Below are 15,501 nucleotides of genomic sequence, written 5' to 3' on the forward strand. Positions count from 1 at the left end.
CCCGGTACATGCCCCGGGAGTTGTAGGTTGATCCTCCTTGCGGAGGACGATCCTACGGTTGTGGACCGGGGGCGCATCAAGGGTCTCATGAGGACACGTGCGCGGGCGTACGGTCCCAGTCCTCCGGCAGTGACGGTACCGCCCAGGACGGGTCCGGGCGCCAGTGCTGCCAGCCGTCCGAGTACGGCGGGCCCCAGGCGCGGATCACCTCGACCGCGGCGCGCCCCGCCGCCCGCACCCGTTCGGCGAGCCGTTCGTCCATCAGGCCGTCCAGCTGGGCCTGCGCGAACTCGTCCTCGTCCCGCCAGTGCCAACTGCGGTCGGGGTGCACGGAGATGTCCAGGAAATGGTCCTCGGAGTCGACCCCGCCCTCCCAGCGGGCCAGCGGTTCCTCGAGGTTGACGTACCAGTTCTTGAACCGCCAGCCCGGCTCCCAGAACAGCCACACCGACCACGGCTCACCGGGCCGGGCCAGCTTCAGCACGCCCGTCCCGGTCCACCGGTCGCGCTGCACCGAGCGGGGCTTGGTGTAGCGCGACCGGAGCGGCTCCAGATGCACGGGCGTACCGTCGGCGAGCACCGGCTTCACGCACTCGGTGCCCGGCGCCAGCCACACGGCGAGCAGTTCCTCGTCGTCCCGTACGACGGTGACGGGGCGCGCGATGTGGATGCGGTCGCCGCCGTTCTCCCGGTACCGCCACAGGATCCGGCTCCCGGGCGCCCAGAAGGGCACAGCACCGCCAGTCTCCTCGCGTACCACGCGTCTCACCGCTTCACCGTCTGCCATGCACAGATATTAGGTGCCCCAGGCATACGCCGCTGCGGTACGCGTCACGGTTCCGGCCGGGTGCCCGACTGGTCCGTGATCGGCGGCGATCAGGATCGGTCACGAGAGGTAACAATCGGTCACGGGTGCGTCATACGCAGGACATCCAGCGCCTCGTCCAACTGCTCGCGGGTGAGGTCGCCACGCTCGACGTACCCGCTCTCCAGCACGACCTGACGGATCGTCTTGCGTTCCGAGAGGGCCTTCTTGGCCACCTTGGCGGCCTCCTCGTACCCGATGTACTTGTTGAGCGGGGTGACCACGGAGGGCGAGGACTCGGCGTACTCGCGGGCCCGTTCGCGGTGCGCGGTGATCCCGTCCACGGTCCGGTCGGCGAGCAGCCGGGTGACGTTGGCGAGCAGCCGGACGGACTCCAGCACGTTCTTGGCGATGACCGGGAGCATGACGTTGAGCTCGAAGTTCCCGGAGGCGCCGGCGGTGGCGATGGTGGCGTCGTTGCCGATCACCTGGGCCGCGACCATGAGGACCGCCTCCGGGATGACCGGATTGACCTTCCCCGGCATGATCGAGGAGCCGGGCTGGAGGTCGGGCAGCGAGATCTCCGCGAGCCCGGTCATCGGGCCCGAGGACATCCACCGCAGATCGTTGGCGATCTTCGTCAGCCCGACCGCGATGGTCCGCAGCTGCCCGCTGGTCTCCACGATCCCGTCCCGGGCGCCCTGCGCCTCGAAGTGGTCGCGCGCCTCGGTCAGCGGCAGCCCGGTGACCCGGGCGACCTCCGCGATCACGGCGGCGGAGAACCCGGGTGGCGTGTTGATGCCGGTTCCGACGGCGGTCCCGCCCAGCGGCAGCTCGGCGAGGCGCGGCAGCGAGGCGTTCAACCGCTCCACGCCGTACCGCACCTGCGCGGCGTACCCGCCGAACTCCTGGCCCAGCGTCACCGGGGTGGCGTCCATCAGATGCGTCCGCCCGGACTTCACGACGTCCGAGAACTCCTCGCTCTTGCGGCCGAGCGCGTCCGCCAGGTGCTCCAGGGCCGGGATCAGGTCGTGGGTGACGGCGGCCGTGGCGGCGATGTGGATGGAGGACGGGAAGACGTCGTTGGACGACTGGGAGGCGTTGACGTGGTCGTTGGGGTGCACGGGCCGGCCCAGCCGCTCCGTCGCCAGCGTGGCGACGACCTCGTTGGTGTTCATGTTGGACGAGGTCCCCGACCCCGTCTGGAACACGTCGACCGGGAAGTGCTCGTCCCACTTCCCCTCGGCGACCTCCCTCGCCGCTTCCTGGATCGCCTCGGCCACGTCCTTGTCCAGCACCCCCAGCTCGGCGTTCACCTTCGCCGCCGCACCCTTGATCCGGGCCAGCGCCTCGATGTGCGCCCGCTCGATCCGCTGCCCCGACACGGGGAAGTTCTCGACGGCCCGCTGGGTCTGGGCGCGCCACTTGGCGTGGGCGGGGACACGGACCTCGCCCATGGAGTCGTGTTCGATCCGGTAGTCGCTCATGCCCGTTACAGCGATCAGAACCGCGGGGATGTTCCGGGCTCTGGGCCACCCGGGCGGCACACCGCCACGCTTCCGCTGTGACCCAGGTCTCACCCCGCCCGTGCAGCAGACGCGGGGGCTGTCACGTCGAGGACGGGTGACAGGAAGGGAGGAGCGTGTGGAGACGGACTTCGACGGCTTCGTCGCCGCCCGGTCGGCCGCGCTGTTCCGGGGAGCCCTCGTCCTCACGGGCAACCGGGAGGCGGCGGAGGACCTGGTCCAGGAGACCCTGGAGCGGGCCTGCCGCAAGTGGCGCAGGATCTCCGCCAAGGACGCCCCGGACGCCTATGTGCGGCGGATCATGGTGAACCTCGCCAACGACCGCTGGCGCCGCTTCCGCCGTACGGTGCCCCAGGCGGACGGCCCCGACCGGGCCGCCCCCGGCGACGAGTACGGACAGGTCGACAGCAGGGACCAGTTGGTGCGCGCGTTGCAGCAACTGCCCATGCGGATGCGGACGGTCGTGGTGCTGCGCTATTTCCACGACCTCTCGGACGCCGAGATAGCCGCCGACCTGGACATCTCGCCGAGCACGGTGCGCTCGCAGCTCGCCCGCGGGATGGAGAAGCTCAGAAGCCAGTTCCCCGCGCTCTCCGGCCCTTCGCCGCGGCAGCACACGGAAGGAATCCGATGACCTCGTACGACGACGCACGGCCTTCCGGCTGCACACCGTTCGAAGAGGAACTGATGAACGCCATGAACCGTTACGCGGACTCTGCCGAGGCCCCCGACTTCGACGCGCCCGGGATCGTCCGCCGCACCCGCCGCAGGCGGACCGCCGGCATCGCCGCCGTGGCCGCCGCCCTCATCCTGGCGGGCGGGGGCACGGCCCTGGCCACCTCGGTCGCCGGCGGCTCGCACTCGGCGCCGAGCAGGCCGGCCGAGGCCAAGAACCACGACGCCGCCACCCTGCTGTACGGCGTCGACGACGGCAGCGACAAGCCCCTCCCGATCGACTTCTACGGCTGGGACCTGAAGGGCTTCAAGGCCTACATGGCCAAGACCCGGATGAAGCTCGGCACGGTCTCCACGCGGCCGGTCACGGGATGCAGGCCGAACACGATTCTCGTGGTCAGCCCGCACACCCCGAGGATCGTCAAGTCGGGCTACACGATCAACGTGGTCCTCTGCTCACGCTGACATGAGACGCCCGCCCCTGCGCCAATCAGGGGCGGGCGTCCGTCCTCCCAGCCCGCTCGGCATTACTCAGCCCGTCTGGGGGTGCCCCCTGGGCGGCAGCCCCCGGTGGGGTCCTGGGGCGGAGCCCCCTGGCGGGGTCGAAGGGGCGGAGCCCCTGGGGACGGGAAGGGTAGGGGCGGCGGGGGCGAGAACCGTCGCCGCCGCCCCCCGAAGGGGCTACGCCAGCCCAGGCCCCCGCACCGGAATCGACGTGAACGTCGGCTGCGGAGCCGGATCCTGGAAGAAGTCGTCGCCCTTGTCGTCGACGACGATGAACGCCGGGAAGTCCTCGACCTCGATCTTCCACACGGCCTCCATGCCGAGCTCCTCGTACTCGACGACCTCGACCTTCTTGATGCAGTCCTGCGCGAGACGGGCGGCGGGCCCGCCGATGGACCCCAGGTAGAAGCCGCCGTGCGCGGCACACGCGTCGGTGACCTGCTTGCTCCGGTTCCCCTTCGCCAGCATCACCTTGGAGCCCCCCGCCGCCTGGAACTGCTCGACGTAGGAGTCCATGCGCCCGGCCGTGGTCGGCCCGAAGGACCCGGACGCGTACCCCTCCGGGGTCTTCGCCGGCCCCGCGTAGTACACCGGGTGGTCCTTCAGGTACTGCGGCATCTCCTCACCCGCGTCCAGCCGCTCCTTGATCTTGGCGTGCGCGATGTCACGGGCCACGACCAGCGGACCGGTGAGCGAGAGCCGGGTCTTGACCGGGTACTTGGTCAGCTCGGCGAGGATGTCGTCCATCGGCTGGTTGAGGTCGATCCTGACCACGTCCGCGGAGCCCGCGGCGGAGCCGCTGTCGGATTCAGTGAGCTGCTCGTCCGTCGTCTCCGGCAGGAACCGCGCCGGGTCCGTCTCCAGCTGCTCCAGGAACACGCCCTCCGCCGTGATCTTCGCGACGGCCTGCCGGTCCGCGGAGCACGACACCGCGATGGCGACCGGGCAGGACGCGCCGTGCCGCGGCAGCCGCACCACGCGCACGTCGTGGCAGAAGTACTTGCCGCCGAACTGCGCGCCGATGCCGAGCTTCTGCGTCAGCTCGAAGACCTTCTGCTCCAGCTCCTTGTCCCGGAAGCCGTGCCCGAGCTCGGAGCCCTCGGCCGGGATCTCGTCCAGGTAGTGCGCGGAGGCGTACTTGGCGGTCTTCAGCGCGTACTCGGCCGACGTGCCGCCGACCACGATGGCCAGGTGGTACGGCGGGCAGGCGGCCGTACCCAGCGAACGGATCTTCTCCTCCAGGAACTTCATCATGGAGGCCTCGTTCAGGACGGCCTTCGTCTCCTGGTACAGGAAGGACTTGTTGGCGGAGCCGCCGCCCTTCGCCATGAACAGGAACTTGTACGCGCCGCCGTCCGTGGCGTACAGCTCGATCTGCGCGGGCAGGTTGGAGCCGGTGTTCTTCTCCTCCCACATGGTGAGGGGAGCCATCTGCGAGTAGCGCAGGTTCAGGTTCTTGTAGGCGTCGTAGATGCCGCGGGAGAGCGCCTCCTCGTCGCGGCCCTCGGTCAGCACGTTCTGCCCGCGCTTGCCCATGACGATCGCCGTGCCGGTGTCCTGGCACATGGGCAGCACGCCCGCCGCCGCGATGTTCGCGTTTTTCAGCAGGTCGAGCGCGACGAACTTGTCGTTGCCCGACGCCTCGGGGTCGTCGATGATGCGGCGCAGCTGCGCGAGGTGGGCCGGGCGCAGGTAGTGCTGGATGTCGTGGATGGCCTCCTCGGCCAGCTTGCGCAGCGCCTCCGGCTCCACCTTGAGGAACGTCCGTCCGTCGGCCTCGAAGGTGGAGACACCCTCGGAGGTCACCAGCCGGTAGGGGGTGGTGTCCTCTCCCTGGGGGAGCAGATCGGTGTACGCGAACTCAGGCATCTCAGCCCATTCCTCACTCTACGGACGGCGCCCGCCGACGTTGGCGGGCGCTCACCAGCGTAGAACCTGCCTGAGACAGGGAACCTGTGAGGTAAGGCTCAGTTCGCCACACCGAGGTTATCCACACCCCTAGTCGCGATCTATCGCGTTTCGGTACGCTGCTGCCCGTGGACCTTCAGAAGCAGGATCAGCAGGACCAGCCGGCTCGACAGCAGGGCGTGGCACCGCGCGTCACCGAACTCCGCGCCTCGGACGCCGACCGTGACCGCATCGCCGACATCCTGCGCGAGGCCCTCGCCGAGGGCCGCCTGACCGCGGACGAGCACGCTGAGCGCGTGGAGGGGGTGCTGAACGCCAAGACGGTGGGCGAGCTGGAGGTCTTCATACGGGACCTGCCGGCGGCCCATGAGCGCCCGGTGTCCCCGGGCTACTCGCCGGTGCCGCCCCGCCCGGCCGCCGGTGCGATACCGGTGGAGGCCGACGCCAACGTTGTCGCGGTGTTCAGCAGTGCCATGCGCCGGGGCCGGTGGCGTGCCGGGCGCCGACTGCACGCGTACGCCATTTTCGGCAGCGTCGAGATCGACCTCAGCGAGGCGATCTTCGAGTACCAGCAGGTCGTGATCAAGGCGGTGTCGGTCTTCGGCAACGTCGAGATCCGCGTACCGGAGAACGTGTCGCTGCGCGGCACCGGCGGCGGAGTGCTCGGCAACTTCGAGGTGGACACGCTGGACTCGGTCGAGTCCGACGCCCCCGTCGTCTACGTGGACGGATGGGCGGTGCTGGGCAATGTGGAGGCGCGGCCGAAGCGCGGCAAGCTCGTCGCTGACATCCTCGACCGCGTGCAGCGCAAGGTCGACAAGGGTTTGCGCAAACACCTGGACCGTTGACGGTTGTGAAGGGGGCGGGAACCGGAACGATTCGGTCCTTCGACAGCCGGCGCACAGGGTCGTGAACAAGCCGCCGCACTCCCGCGGCTCGGAACGCAGTGCATAGGCGCGCGCACAGCGGGTAGGGCTTGCTGCATCGTCTCTCGCTCGCGAAGCCGTCGTCAGGAGTAGACCGTGCTGCAACCGCCGCATTCGTCCCTGCAGGTAGCTGCTGTTCCAGCCCAGCGGGTGCCAGTGCGGGACAGGGACCAAGACGCACCCTGGCACACCGAGGCGGTGTGCCGGCGCGACGAGGCAGGCCTGTTCTTCGCCCCCTCCAAGGAACCCACCGCCGCAAGGCTGTCCCGCGAGGAGGCGGCCAAGCGGGTCTGCGCACGCTGCCCCGTGATGGTCGAATGCCGCGAGCACGCGCTGCTCCAGCCCGAGCCGTACGGCGTCTGGGGCGGCCTGACCGCCGCCGAACGCCGCGTGGTCCTCGCCCGGCGCCGCCGCCGCGACATGGAACTGAAGAAGGCCGCCCGAGCGGCGAGCCGCATAGCGGGCTGAGCGCTGACAGAGGGCGCCCCCTTCCGCACCAGGGGACGCCCTCCGACACCGTTCACTGCTCGCCCAGGGGCTACTTCGCCCGGTCGAAGTCAACCGCGCTGTACGCCCGCAGCTTGCTCAGCCGGTGCTCGGAGTCGATCCGCCGGACCGTGCCGGACCTGGAGCGCATGACGATCGACTCGGTCAGCGCGGTCTCCGACCGGTAGCGCACGCCCCGCAGCAGTTCACCGTCGGTGATACCGGTCGCCACGAAGAAGACGTTGTCCCCGGTCACCAGGTCGTCCGTGGTGAGCACCCGGTCCAGGTCGTGCCCGGCGTCGATGGCCCGCTGCCGCTCCTCGTCGTCCTTGGGCCACAGCTTGCCCTGGATGGTGCCGCCCAGGCACTTCACGGCGCAGGCCGAGATGATGCCTTCCGGTGTGCCGCCGACACCGAGCAGCAGGTCGACGCCCGTGCCCTCGCGCAGCGCGTAGACGGAGCCGGCGACATCGCCGTCGGAGATGAGCTTGATGCGCGCGCCCGCCTCCCGGACCTCCTTGATCAGGCCCGCGTGCCGGGGCCGGTCGAGGATGACGACGGTGACGTCCTCCGGTGTGGCCTTCTTGGCCTTGGCGATCCGCTTGATGTTCACGGACACCGGCGCGTTGATGTCGACGAAATCGGCCGCCTCCGGGCCGGTGACCAGCTTGTCCATGTAGAACACGGCGGACGGGTCGAACATGGCGCCGCGCTCGGCGGCGGCCAGCACCGCGATCGCGTTGGGCATGCCCTTGGCGGTCAGCGTGGTGCCGTCGATCGGGTCGACGGCGATGTCGACCTCGGGCCCGGTGCCGTCTCCGACCTGCTCTCCGTTGAAGAGCATGGGCGCTTCGTCCTTCTCGCCCTCGCCGATGACGACCACGCCGTTCATCGACACGGTGGAGACGAGGGTCCGCATCGCACGCACCGCGGCACCGTCGGCGCCGTTCTTGTCACCGCGCCCGACCCAGCGGCCCGCGGCCATCGCCGCGGCTTCGGTCACCCGGACGAGCTCGAGGGCGAGGTTGCGGTCGGGGGCCTCGGAGGGGACATCCAGTTCCGAGGGCAAGTGATGATGTTCGGTCATCGGAGCGCACCTTTCTGATACGACGACGGCCGGATGAGGGTGATATCCACGACTCTATCGTTAGGCAGACAAAATGAGCAGGGGACCCCACGGATGAGCGCGCCGGGCACCTGCGACGATAGGGGGCGTGGCAGGTAAGAACGGCAAGCAGAATACGGTCCGGGACATGATCCTCTCCCTGGCCGTCATCGGAGTCGCGGCAGGGGTCATCTACCTCTTCGTCCCGCACGACGACCACGCTCCCGACCTCCAGCGGGTCGACTACCGGGTCGAACTGCTCACGGCGCGCCGCGCCGCGGACTACCCGGTGGCCGCTCCCGAGGGCCTGCCCGACTCCTGGAAGGCGACCTCCGTCCGCTTCCAGGGCGACCACTTCGACCGCTGGCACCTCGGTTACCAGAATCCCGACGGTCAGTACGTGGCGGTCGAGCAGTCCACTGAGAAGCGCGCGGACTTCATCGACTCCGCCAGCCAGGGAGCGAAGGCGACCAAGGTCACCGAGCGGATCGGCGACCGCACGTGGACCCGCTACACCGGCGGCCGCTACGACGCCCTCGTCCTCGAGGACACCCCCGGCTCCACGACGGTGGTGGCAGGCACCGCGTCGTTCGCGCAGCTGACGAAGATGGCCGAGTCGCTGAAGATGGCGTGAGCCACGTACCCGAACGGGCATGACATGGCTGAGGCCCCCGGCGCCGCCGGGGGCCTCAGCCACATGGGGGAGTCGCTCAGACGGTGGTGACGACCTCGTCGTACGCCAGTCGCGGCGAGCGCGGGTAGGAGGCGTTCTCGCCCGGCTTGCCGATGTTGACGATCATCAGCGGGGTGTGGTCGTCGTCGAGGAACTCCTTGCGGACGCCCTCGGGGTCGAAGCCGGTCATCGGGCCGGCGGCCAGACCGGCGGCGCGGACGCCCACGATGAAGTACGCGGCCTGGAGGGCGGCGTTCAGCGCGGCGGAGCGCTCACGCACCGGACGCTCGCTGAAGAAGGCGTCCTTCGCCTGCGGGAAGGCCGGGAACAGGGCCGGCAGCTCCTCGTGGAACTCGTTGTCCGCGGCGAGGATCGCGACCAGCGGGGCGGCGGCCGTCTTGGCCCGGTTGCCCTCGGACAGGTGCGGGGCCAGGCGCTCGCGGGCCTCGGCGGAGCGGACCAGGACGACGCGCAGCGGGGTCTGGTTGAAGGCGGTCGGGCCGTACTTGACCAGGTCGTAGATCGCCTGCACCTGCTCGTCGGTCACCGGCTCGTCGGTGAAGGCGTTCGCGGTACGGGCCTCGCGGAAGAGGAGGTCCTGGGCGGCAGGGTCAAGAACGAGGGGCATGGCTGAACTCTCTGAAGACGACGTCCGGATCCGGGGGCGCCGGACCGGCTGACGGCACGACAGTACGCCAGAGAAGTTCAACCTTCAACAAATGTCGGAGCGTCGTGATCCGCTTCACAGCGCTCCACCGTGCCTACTCCTCCGCTTCGGCCTTGTCCTCCTCGGCCAGCGCCGCGTCCAGCCGCGCCCGCGCCCCCTCCAGCCACCGCCGGCAGACCTTGGCCAGCTCCTCGCCCCGCTCCCAGAGCGCCAGGGACTCCTCCAGCGTCGTACCGCCCGCCTCCAGCCGCCGCACGACCTCGATCAGCTCGTCCCGCGCCTGCTCGTAACCGAGCGACTCATCCACCTTGCCGGTCATCCATCCATCCCTGTGTCCACTCGTACGGAGAACTCGCCCTCGGCGACCCGCGCCCGCAACGCCTCGCCCGCCGCCACCTCGCCCGGATCCCGCACCGCGTGCCCGTCGGCCTTCTGGAGCACCGCGTACCCGCGCTTCAGGGTCGCGGCCGGGGAGAGGGCCACCACGCGCGCGTGCGTGTGCGTCAGCTCCGAGTCGGCGCGGTCGAGGAGATGGCCGAGGGTACGGCGGCCCCGGTCGACGAGGGACGCCACATGGTCGGCACGCTCGTCGACCATCCGGTGCGGGTCCTCCATGCAGGGCCGTGCCAGCGCATGGGCCAGCCCCCGCTCCTCGCGCTCCACCAGCGCCGTCACGCACCGCCGCGCCCGGTCCCGCAGCTGCCGCACCCGGTCGAGCTCCTCGCCGACGTCCGGCACGACCTTCTTGGCGGCGTCGGTCGGGGTCGAGGCCCGCAGGTCCGCCACATGGTCCAGCAGCGGGTTGTCCGGCTCGTGCCCGATCGCCGACACCACCGGCGTACGGCAGGCGGCCACGGCCCGGACCAGCTGCTCGTCGGAGAAGGGCAGCAGATCCTCCACGCTGCCGCCACCGCGCGCCACGATGATCACATCGACGGCGTCGAGCTCGTCGAGCTCCTTCACCGCCTGCACGACCTGCGGCACGGCGTGCACGCCCTGCACGGCCACGTTGCGCACCTCGAAGCGGACCGCGGGCCAGCGGTGCCGGGCGTTCTCCAGCACGTCCCGCTCCGCCGCGGAGGCACGCCCGCACACCAGCCCGATCAGCTGCGGCAGGAACGGCAGCGGCTTCTTCCGCTCGGGCGCGAACAGCCCCTCGCCCGCCAGGGTCTTCTTCAGCCGCTCCAGCCGGGCCAGCAGCTCCCCGACCCCCACGGGCTTTATCTCGGCGGCCCGCAGCGACAGCTGCCCGCGCGGCGCGTACCACTCCGGCTTCGCGTGCACCACGACCCGGGCGCCCTCGCCGACGACATCGGCGACGGCGTCGAACACCTGCCGGTAGCAGGTGACGCTGATGGAGATGTCGTACGACGGGTCGCGCAGCGTCAGGAACACCACCCCGGCGCCCGGCCGCCGTGACAACTGGGTGATCTGCCCCTCGACCCACACCGCGCCGAGCCGGTCGATCCAGCCCCCGATGAGCCGCGAGATCTCGCCGACGGGCAGCGGGGCGTCCGCGGACGTGTTCACAGCCATGCGGTCGAGCGTAACGGCCGGTACCGACAACGCGGGACGCTCGCGATCTACGGCCCCGGACGCGGCCTTACGATGGAGGGCATGACTGCTTCGCCTGGCCGCCGTGTCCTGCTCGCCGCCCCCCGTGGCTACTGCGCGGGTGTGGACCGCGCCGTGATCGCCGTCGAGAAGGCCCTGGAGCAGTACGGGGCCCCGATCTATGTCCGGCACGAGATCGTCCACAACAAGTACGTCGTGCAGACCCTGGAGAAGAAGGGCGCCGTCTTCGTCGAGCGGACGGAGGAGGTGCCCCCGGGCAACATCGTGATGTTCTCCGCGCACGGTGTCGCCCCCGTCGTGCACGAGGAGGCCGCGCGCGGGCACCTCGCCACCATCGACGCCACCTGCCCCCTGGTCACCAAGGTCCACAAGGAAGCCGTCCGGTTCGCGAACGACGACTTCGACATCCTCCTCATCGGACACGAGGGCCACGAGGAGGTCATCGGCACCTCCGGCGAGGCCCCCGACCACATCCAGCTGGTCGACGGCCCCGAGGACGTCGCCAAGGTCGAGGTCCGCGACCCGTCCAAGGTCGTCTGGCTGTCCCAGACCACGCTCTCCGTCGACGAGACGATGGAGACGGTCGACGCCCTGAAGGAGAAGTTCCCGCAGCTCATCTCCCCGCCGAGCGACGACATCTGCTACGCCACGCAGAACCGCCAGCTCGCCGTGAAGCAGATGGGCGCCGAGGCCGAACTCGTGATCGTGGTCGGCTCCCGCAACTCCTCCAACTCCAAGCGGCTCGTCGAGGTCGCCAAGCTCGCCGGCGCCCGCGACGCCCGCCTCGTGGACTTCGCCGCCGAGATCGACGAGGCCTGGCTGGAGGGCGTGACCACGGTCGGCGTCACCTCCGGCGCCTCCGTACCGGAGGTCCTGGTCGAGCAGGTCCTGGAGTGGCTCGCCGAGCGCGGCTACGGGGACGTGGAGATCGTCAAGGCGGCCGAGGAGTCCATCACCTTCTCCCTGCCGAAGGAGCTGCGCCGCGACCTGCGCGACGAGGCGGCCGCCCTGGTCGCGGAGCGGGGTGGTTCCGGCACCCCGCAGGCGTGAGCGGCGTACGTCCGTGACGTGACCGCCGGCCCCACGTCGTAGCGTGGGGCCATGCAGATCTTCGGCGTGGACATCGGCGGATCCGGAATCAAGGGCGCTCCCGTGGACCTCGAGAGGGGCGAACTGGCCCAGGAGCGCTGCAAGGTGCTCACCCCCCATCCGGCGACACCGGACGGGGTGGCCGACGGCGTCAAGCAGGTCGTCGAGCACTTCGGCTGGACGGGCCCGGTCGGGCTCACCTTCCCGGGCGTCGTCACGGGCGGGGCGACGGTGCGTACGGCGGCGAACGTCGACAAGAGCTGGATCGACACGGACGCGCGCGCCCTGTTCAGCGGGCGCCTCGGCGGCCTGCCGGTGACAGTGGTCAACGACGCGGACGCGGCGGGCGTCGCCGAGATGGAGTTCGGCGCGGGCCGGGGCCGCCGGGGCACGGTCGTCCTGCTCACCTTCGGCACCGGCATCGGCAGCGCCGTCTTCGTCGACGGCACCCTCGTCCCCAACACCGAGCTCGGCCATCTCGAGCTGCACGGTCACGACGCGGAGAAGCGGGCCTCCAGCAAGGCCAGGGACGACGAGGGGCTGTCCTGGGAGAAGTGGGCGCACCGGGTGCAGAAGTACCTCGCCCACGTCGAGATGCTCTTCTCCCCGGAGCTGTTCATCGTCGGCGGCGGCGTCAGCCGCAAGGCGGACAAGTTCCTGCACCTCATCGAGGGCGTCAGGGCCGAGATCGTGCCCGCGCAGCTCCAGAACAACGCGGGGATCGTGGGGGCGGCGATGCGGGCGGCGAAGGACGGGCAGGAGGCCGGGCCGCTGCCGGTGTGAGCCCCGGCCCTACCGGTGCCTGAGGGTCCGGCCGCGCACCAGCCGGACCCGCCGTACGAGCACGATCGCCCCGGCGACGACCGTCCCCCCGTACAACCAGCCCGCCTGGGTGGCCAGCGCGGTCACCAGCCCCATGAGCCGGCCCCCCATCCCCCCGGCGCTGTCGGCCACGGGGACCAGCCCCACCGCGAAGGCGATCGGCGCGACCACCGGCGCGGTCAGCAGGTCGCCCCCGCGCACCCACAGCGCGGTCAGCACGCACACCGGCAGGAACAGCACCCCGTACAGCGTCAGGGACGCCCCGAACAGCAGCTGGTCGAGGCAGCCCAGCAGGAGCATGGCGGCACCGCCGAACAGCCCCCCGCCGAGCCCGGTCAGCCGGGGGTTCGGCAGCCGCCGTAACCCGGCCGCCGGCACCGGCGCCTGCCGTGTCCCCGGCGCCTGCCGTGTCCCCGGCGCCTGCCGTGTCCCCGGCGTCTGCCGTGGTGCCGGCGCCGGCCGTGCCGCCCCCGGGGCGGGTCGTCGTTCCTCCCCCGGCCGGCTCCTGGCCCGCGGTGGGAAGGGCGTCGGCGGTGAGCCGTGTCGCGGTCCGTGTCGCTCGGGTGGCGTCCTGTGTTGCTCCACTGGACCAACCTAGGTCGTTTTATGTGCCGAATAGCCCATCTGACACGCCGGTGGGCCCAGCTTGTGCAGGCGTTCGACGCGACCACCGGGCGGGTGCCGGGACGCCGTAGACTGGTGGATCGGCCGGTCCAGTCCCCTGGCCCCTCACCCCTGGCAGCCTCTGGCCCTCTCACCTTCGGGAAGTCGCAACGTGTCGCTCACGATCGGAATCGTCGGTCTGCCGAATGTCGGCAAGTCGACCCTGTTCAACGCCCTGACCAAGAACGACGTGCTGGCGGCCAACTACCCGTTCGCCACGATCGAGCCGAACGTCGGCGTGGTCGGCGTCCCCGACCCGCGGCTGGCCGAGCTGGCCTCGATCTTCAAGTCCGAGCGGATCCTCCCGGCCACCGTCGACTTCGTCGACATCGCCGGCATCGTGCGCGGCGCCAGCGAGGGCGAGGGACTGGGCAACAAGTTCCTGGCGAACATCCGTGAGTCCGACGCGATCTGCCAGGTCATCCGGGCCTTCAAGGACGAGAACGTCGTCCACGTCGACGGCAAGGTCTCGCCCAAGGACGACATCGAGACGATCAACACCGAGCTGATCCTCGCCGACCTCCAGACGATCGAGAAGGTCCTGCCGCGCCTCCAGAAGGAGTCGCGGATCAAGAAGGACGTGGCGCCGAAGGTGAAGGCGGTCGAGGAGGCCAAGGAGATCCTCGAGAAGGGCGACACCCTCTTCGCGCACGGCATCGTCCAGGGCACCGAACGCAACGAGCTCCTGCACGACCTGCACCTGCTCACCACCAAGCCGTTCCTGTACGTCTTCAACGTCGACGAGGACGAGCTGGTCGACGAGGACTTCAAGAACGAGCAGCGCGCCCTGGTCGCCCCCGCCGAGGCGATCTTCCTCAACGCCAAGCTGGAGGCGGACCTCGCCGAACTGGACGAGGACGAGGCCCTCGAACTCCTCCAGTCGGTCGGCCAGGACGAGCCCGGCCTCGCCACCCTCGCCCACGTCGGCTTCCGCACCCTCGGCCTGCAGACCTACCTCACCGCCGGCCCCAAGGAATCCCGCGCCTGGACCATCAAGAAGGGCGCCACCGCCCCCGAGGCCGCCGGTGTCATCCACACCGACTTCCAGAAGGGCTTCATCAAGGCCGAGGTCATCTCCTTCGCCGACCTGGTCGAGGCCGGCTCGGTCGCCGACGCCCGCGCCAAGGGGAAGGCGCGGATGGAGGGCAAGGAATATGTGATGCAGGACGGGGATGTGGTGGAGTTCCGCTTCAACGTGTAATCGTTTGCCTACTGCACGTGACGTGATTGGTCAAGCGTGCAGCCCAGAAGGGGTCGGACTTTGTCGAGTCCGACCCCTTCGTCGTCACCGTGCTGGATGGGTGCTGGATATTCTGACGTGGCGTCAGTGGGCAGTCAGGTCTCGTAAACGGTGGACCGGTGTCCCACGTGAACGACCCACACCACCAGCTCCCCGTTGTCGATCGTGTAGACGACGCGATAGTCGCCCACTCGTAGCCGGCGGCGTTCGGGCTGGGACACGAGCGCCGTGGTGTTGAAGCCGAAGGGGTCGGTCTCCAGCTCGGTCAGTTTGGCCAGGATGCGTAGTGCCATGTCGCGAGGGATCTTCCGGAGTTCGGCCTGCGCTTCGGGCCGGAAGACGGTCCGGTACTCACTCACTGCGCGCCAGCGTCTCCCTCATGATGTCCTCGATCGGGATGCCGGGTGCCGGGTTGGCCATGCGTTCGTCGATGATCCGGTTGATTTCGCGCTCTTCCCACTCCTGGTACTTGCGCAGGACTTCGATGGAGACGACGGCGGCGACTTGCTTGCCCCGGCGCGTGATCACCGTGGGCACGTCGTCGCGGTCCGCGCGCTCCACGACCTCCGCCAGATGGGCGCGCACATCGCGGATGGACTCTATGGGCAGGGGCTGAGTCATGTGCCCAAGCGTACCAAGTGTTCCATGTGTACACAATGCGCGCGGCCGGGCGGCCTGCCCTCGCGGTGGACGCCCGTGCTGGATGTGCTGGATGAATCCGCACGGTGCTGGATCGGTGCTGGATAACCACTTCCAGAACCGCGTTTTCGCAGTCATAGCTCTGCGCTCGACGTTCCGCTTCGACGTCTATTCGATCTTGCGGAAGGCCGTCTGACC

The 15,501-nt window shown here is 69.9% G+C and carries 18 protein-coding genes; 8 read left to right on the top strand and 10 right to left on the bottom strand.

Features of this window, described 5'->3' with window-relative positions; genetic code table 11:
• Positions 1-85: 85 nt before the first annotated feature.
• Both ACFY01_RS40410 and ACFY01_RS40415 read right to left on the bottom strand, forming a co-directional pair.
• Positions 86-787, bottom strand: coding sequence for a DUF402 domain-containing protein (locus ACFY01_RS40410; RefSeq protein WP_390740773.1), 702 nt, complete (start codon positions 785-787; stop codon positions 86-88).
• A 119-nt stretch (positions 788-906) separates the two neighbouring features.
• The gene (locus ACFY01_RS40415; RefSeq protein WP_390740774.1) at positions 907-2,292 is read right to left on the bottom strand and encodes a class II fumarate hydratase; all 1,386 of its coding nucleotides are present in this window, start codon (positions 2,290-2,292) and stop codon (positions 907-909) included.
• Positions 2,293-2,449: 157 nt separating this feature from the next.
• On the opposite strand from ACFY01_RS40415, the gene ACFY01_RS40420 reads away from it, so the two are divergent.
• Together ACFY01_RS40420 and ACFY01_RS40425 are read left to right on the top strand one after the other, a co-directional pair.
• On the top strand, positions 2,450-2,965 hold the full coding sequence (locus tag ACFY01_RS40420) for a SigE family RNA polymerase sigma factor (protein ID WP_390740775.1): 516 nt from the start codon (positions 2,450-2,452) through the stop codon (positions 2,963-2,965).
• Positions 2,962-3,471, top strand: coding sequence for a hypothetical protein (locus ACFY01_RS40425; RefSeq protein WP_390740776.1), 510 nt, complete (start codon positions 2,962-2,964; stop codon positions 3,469-3,471). Before ACFY01_RS40420 ends, ACFY01_RS40425 begins: the two co-directional genes overlap by 4 nt.
• 216 nt (positions 3,472-3,687) lie before the next feature.
• Here the strand turns inward: ACFY01_RS40425 and ACFY01_RS40430 are convergent, their stop codons facing one another.
• Entirely contained in the window at positions 3,688-5,379 is a 1,692-nt protein-coding gene (locus tag ACFY01_RS40430) for a fumarate hydratase (RefSeq protein WP_390740777.1), read from the bottom strand.
• Positions 5,380-5,546: 167 nt separating this feature from the next.
• On the opposite strand from ACFY01_RS40430, the gene ACFY01_RS40435 reads away from it, so the two are divergent.
• Both ACFY01_RS40435 and ACFY01_RS40440 read left to right on the top strand, forming a co-directional pair.
• Positions 5,547-6,266 (top strand): DUF1707 domain-containing protein, encoded by a 720-nt coding sequence (locus ACFY01_RS40435; RefSeq protein ID WP_390740778.1) that lies wholly within the window; start codon positions 5,547-5,549, stop codon positions 6,264-6,266.
• 174 nt (positions 6,267-6,440) lie between these two features.
• Entirely contained in the window at positions 6,441-6,812 is a 372-nt protein-coding gene (locus tag ACFY01_RS40440; protein WP_390740779.1) for a WhiB family transcriptional regulator, read from the top strand.
• Positions 6,813-6,882: 70 nt separating this feature from the next.
• Here the strand turns inward: ACFY01_RS40440 and glpX are convergent, their stop codons facing one another.
• Positions 6,883-7,917, bottom strand: a complete 1,035-nt coding sequence (glpX, locus tag ACFY01_RS40445) for a class II fructose-bisphosphatase (RefSeq protein ID WP_390740780.1) — start codon at positions 7,915-7,917, stop codon at positions 6,883-6,885.
• A gap of 127 nt (positions 7,918-8,044) precedes the next feature.
• On the opposite strand from glpX, the gene ACFY01_RS40450 reads away from it, so the two are divergent.
• Positions 8,045-8,569, top strand: a complete 525-nt coding sequence (locus ACFY01_RS40450) for a DUF4245 domain-containing protein (RefSeq protein WP_390740781.1) — start codon at positions 8,045-8,047, stop codon at positions 8,567-8,569.
• 76 nt (positions 8,570-8,645) lie between these two features.
• Here ACFY01_RS40450 and ACFY01_RS40455 read toward each other — a convergent pair whose 3' ends face one another.
• The 3 genes from ACFY01_RS40455 to xseA form a co-directional block, all read right to left on the bottom strand.
• Positions 8,646-9,236: a malonic semialdehyde reductase gene (locus ACFY01_RS40455; protein WP_390740782.1), complete on the bottom strand. Its 591-nt coding sequence runs from the start codon at positions 9,234-9,236 to the stop codon at positions 8,646-8,648.
• 133 nt (positions 9,237-9,369) lie between these two features.
• A complete protein-coding gene (locus tag ACFY01_RS40460) occupies positions 9,370-9,594 on the bottom strand; it encodes an exodeoxyribonuclease VII small subunit (protein ID WP_390740783.1) in 225 nt (74 codons plus the stop codon).
• The gene (gene xseA, locus ACFY01_RS40465; protein WP_390740784.1) at positions 9,591-10,811 is read right to left on the bottom strand and encodes an exodeoxyribonuclease VII large subunit; all 1,221 of its coding nucleotides are present in this window, start codon (positions 10,809-10,811) and stop codon (positions 9,591-9,593) included. The genes ACFY01_RS40460 and xseA overlap by 4 nt, the downstream gene beginning before the upstream one ends.
• 72 nt (positions 10,812-10,883) lie before the next feature.
• Here xseA and ACFY01_RS40470 point away from each other — a divergent pair, with 72 nt between their 5' ends.
• Positions 10,884-11,900 carry a 4-hydroxy-3-methylbut-2-enyl diphosphate reductase gene (locus tag ACFY01_RS40470; protein ID WP_390740785.1) on the top strand — a complete coding sequence of 339 codons (1,017 nt, stop codon included), beginning with the start codon at positions 10,884-10,886 and terminating at the stop codon, positions 11,898-11,900.
• Positions 11,901-11,951: 51 nt separating this feature from the next.
• Positions 11,952-12,722, top strand: a complete 771-nt coding sequence (ppgK, locus tag ACFY01_RS40475) for a polyphosphate--glucose phosphotransferase (RefSeq protein ID WP_390740786.1) — start codon at positions 11,952-11,954, stop codon at positions 12,720-12,722.
• A 9-nt stretch (positions 12,723-12,731) separates the two neighbouring features.
• Here ppgK and ACFY01_RS40480 read toward each other — a convergent pair whose 3' ends face one another.
• A complete protein-coding gene (locus ACFY01_RS40480) occupies positions 12,732-13,346 on the bottom strand; it encodes a DUF6542 domain-containing protein (RefSeq protein ID WP_390740787.1) in 615 nt (204 codons plus the stop codon).
• A 190-nt stretch (positions 13,347-13,536) separates the two neighbouring features.
• Here ACFY01_RS40480 and ychF point away from each other — a divergent pair, with 190 nt between their 5' ends.
• Positions 13,537-14,625 carry a redox-regulated ATPase YchF gene (gene ychF / locus ACFY01_RS40485; RefSeq protein ID WP_390740788.1) on the top strand — a complete coding sequence of 363 codons (1,089 nt, stop codon included), beginning with the start codon at positions 13,537-13,539 and terminating at the stop codon, positions 14,623-14,625.
• A gap of 134 nt (positions 14,626-14,759) precedes the next feature.
• Here the strand turns inward: ychF and ACFY01_RS40490 are convergent, their stop codons facing one another.
• Both ACFY01_RS40490 and ACFY01_RS40495 read right to left on the bottom strand, forming a co-directional pair.
• Positions 14,760-15,023 carry a type II toxin-antitoxin system RelE/ParE family toxin gene (locus ACFY01_RS40490; RefSeq protein WP_390740789.1) on the bottom strand — a complete coding sequence of 88 codons (264 nt, stop codon included), beginning with the start codon at positions 15,021-15,023 and terminating at the stop codon, positions 14,760-14,762.
• Positions 15,016-15,285: a type II toxin-antitoxin system Phd/YefM family antitoxin gene (locus ACFY01_RS40495; protein ID WP_100828042.1), complete on the bottom strand. Its 270-nt coding sequence runs from the start codon at positions 15,283-15,285 to the stop codon at positions 15,016-15,018. The genes ACFY01_RS40490 and ACFY01_RS40495 overlap by 8 nt, the downstream gene beginning before the upstream one ends.
• Positions 15,286-15,501: the final 216 nt, after the last annotated feature.

This window comes from Streptomyces sp. NPDC001480 (genome assembly GCF_042894725.1).
Lineage (GTDB): Bacteria > Actinomycetota > Actinomycetes > Streptomycetales > Streptomycetaceae > Streptomyces.

Excerpts from the sequence above, each read along its gene's own strand:
- ppgK (WP_390740786.1), top strand. The coding sequence starts at position 11,952 with ATGCAGATCTTCGGCGTGGACATCGGCGGATCCGGAATCAAGGGCGCT.
- ACFY01_RS40430 (WP_390740777.1), bottom strand. The coding sequence starts at position 5,379 with ATGCCTGAGTTCGCGTACACCGATCTGCTCCCCCAGGGAGAGGACACC.
- ACFY01_RS40470 (WP_390740785.1), top strand. The coding sequence starts at position 10,884 with ATGGAGGGCATGACTGCTTCGCCTGGCCGCCGTGTCCTGCTCGCCGCC.
- xseA (WP_390740784.1), bottom strand. The coding sequence starts at position 10,811 with ATGGCTGTGAACACGTCCGCGGACGCCCCGCTGCCCGTCGGCGAGATC.
- ACFY01_RS40415 (WP_390740774.1), bottom strand. The coding sequence starts at position 2,292 with ATGAGCGACTACCGGATCGAACACGACTCCATGGGCGAGGTCCGTGTC.
- ACFY01_RS40460 (WP_390740783.1), bottom strand. The coding sequence starts at position 9,594 with ATGACCGGCAAGGTGGATGAGTCGCTCGGTTACGAGCAGGCGCGGGAC.
- ACFY01_RS40410 (WP_390740773.1), bottom strand. The coding sequence starts at position 787 with ATGGCAGACGGTGAAGCGGTGAGACGCGTGGTACGCGAGGAGACTGGC.
- ACFY01_RS40425 (WP_390740776.1), top strand. The coding sequence starts at position 2,962 with ATGACCTCGTACGACGACGCACGGCCTTCCGGCTGCACACCGTTCGAA.
- glpX (WP_390740780.1), bottom strand. The coding sequence starts at position 7,917 with ATGACCGAACATCATCACTTGCCCTCGGAACTGGATGTCCCCTCCGAG.
- ACFY01_RS40455 (WP_390740782.1), bottom strand. The coding sequence starts at position 9,236 with ATGCCCCTCGTTCTTGACCCTGCCGCCCAGGACCTCCTCTTCCGCGAG.
- ACFY01_RS40495 (WP_100828042.1), bottom strand. The coding sequence starts at position 15,285 with ATGACTCAGCCCCTGCCCATAGAGTCCATCCGCGATGTGCGCGCCCAT.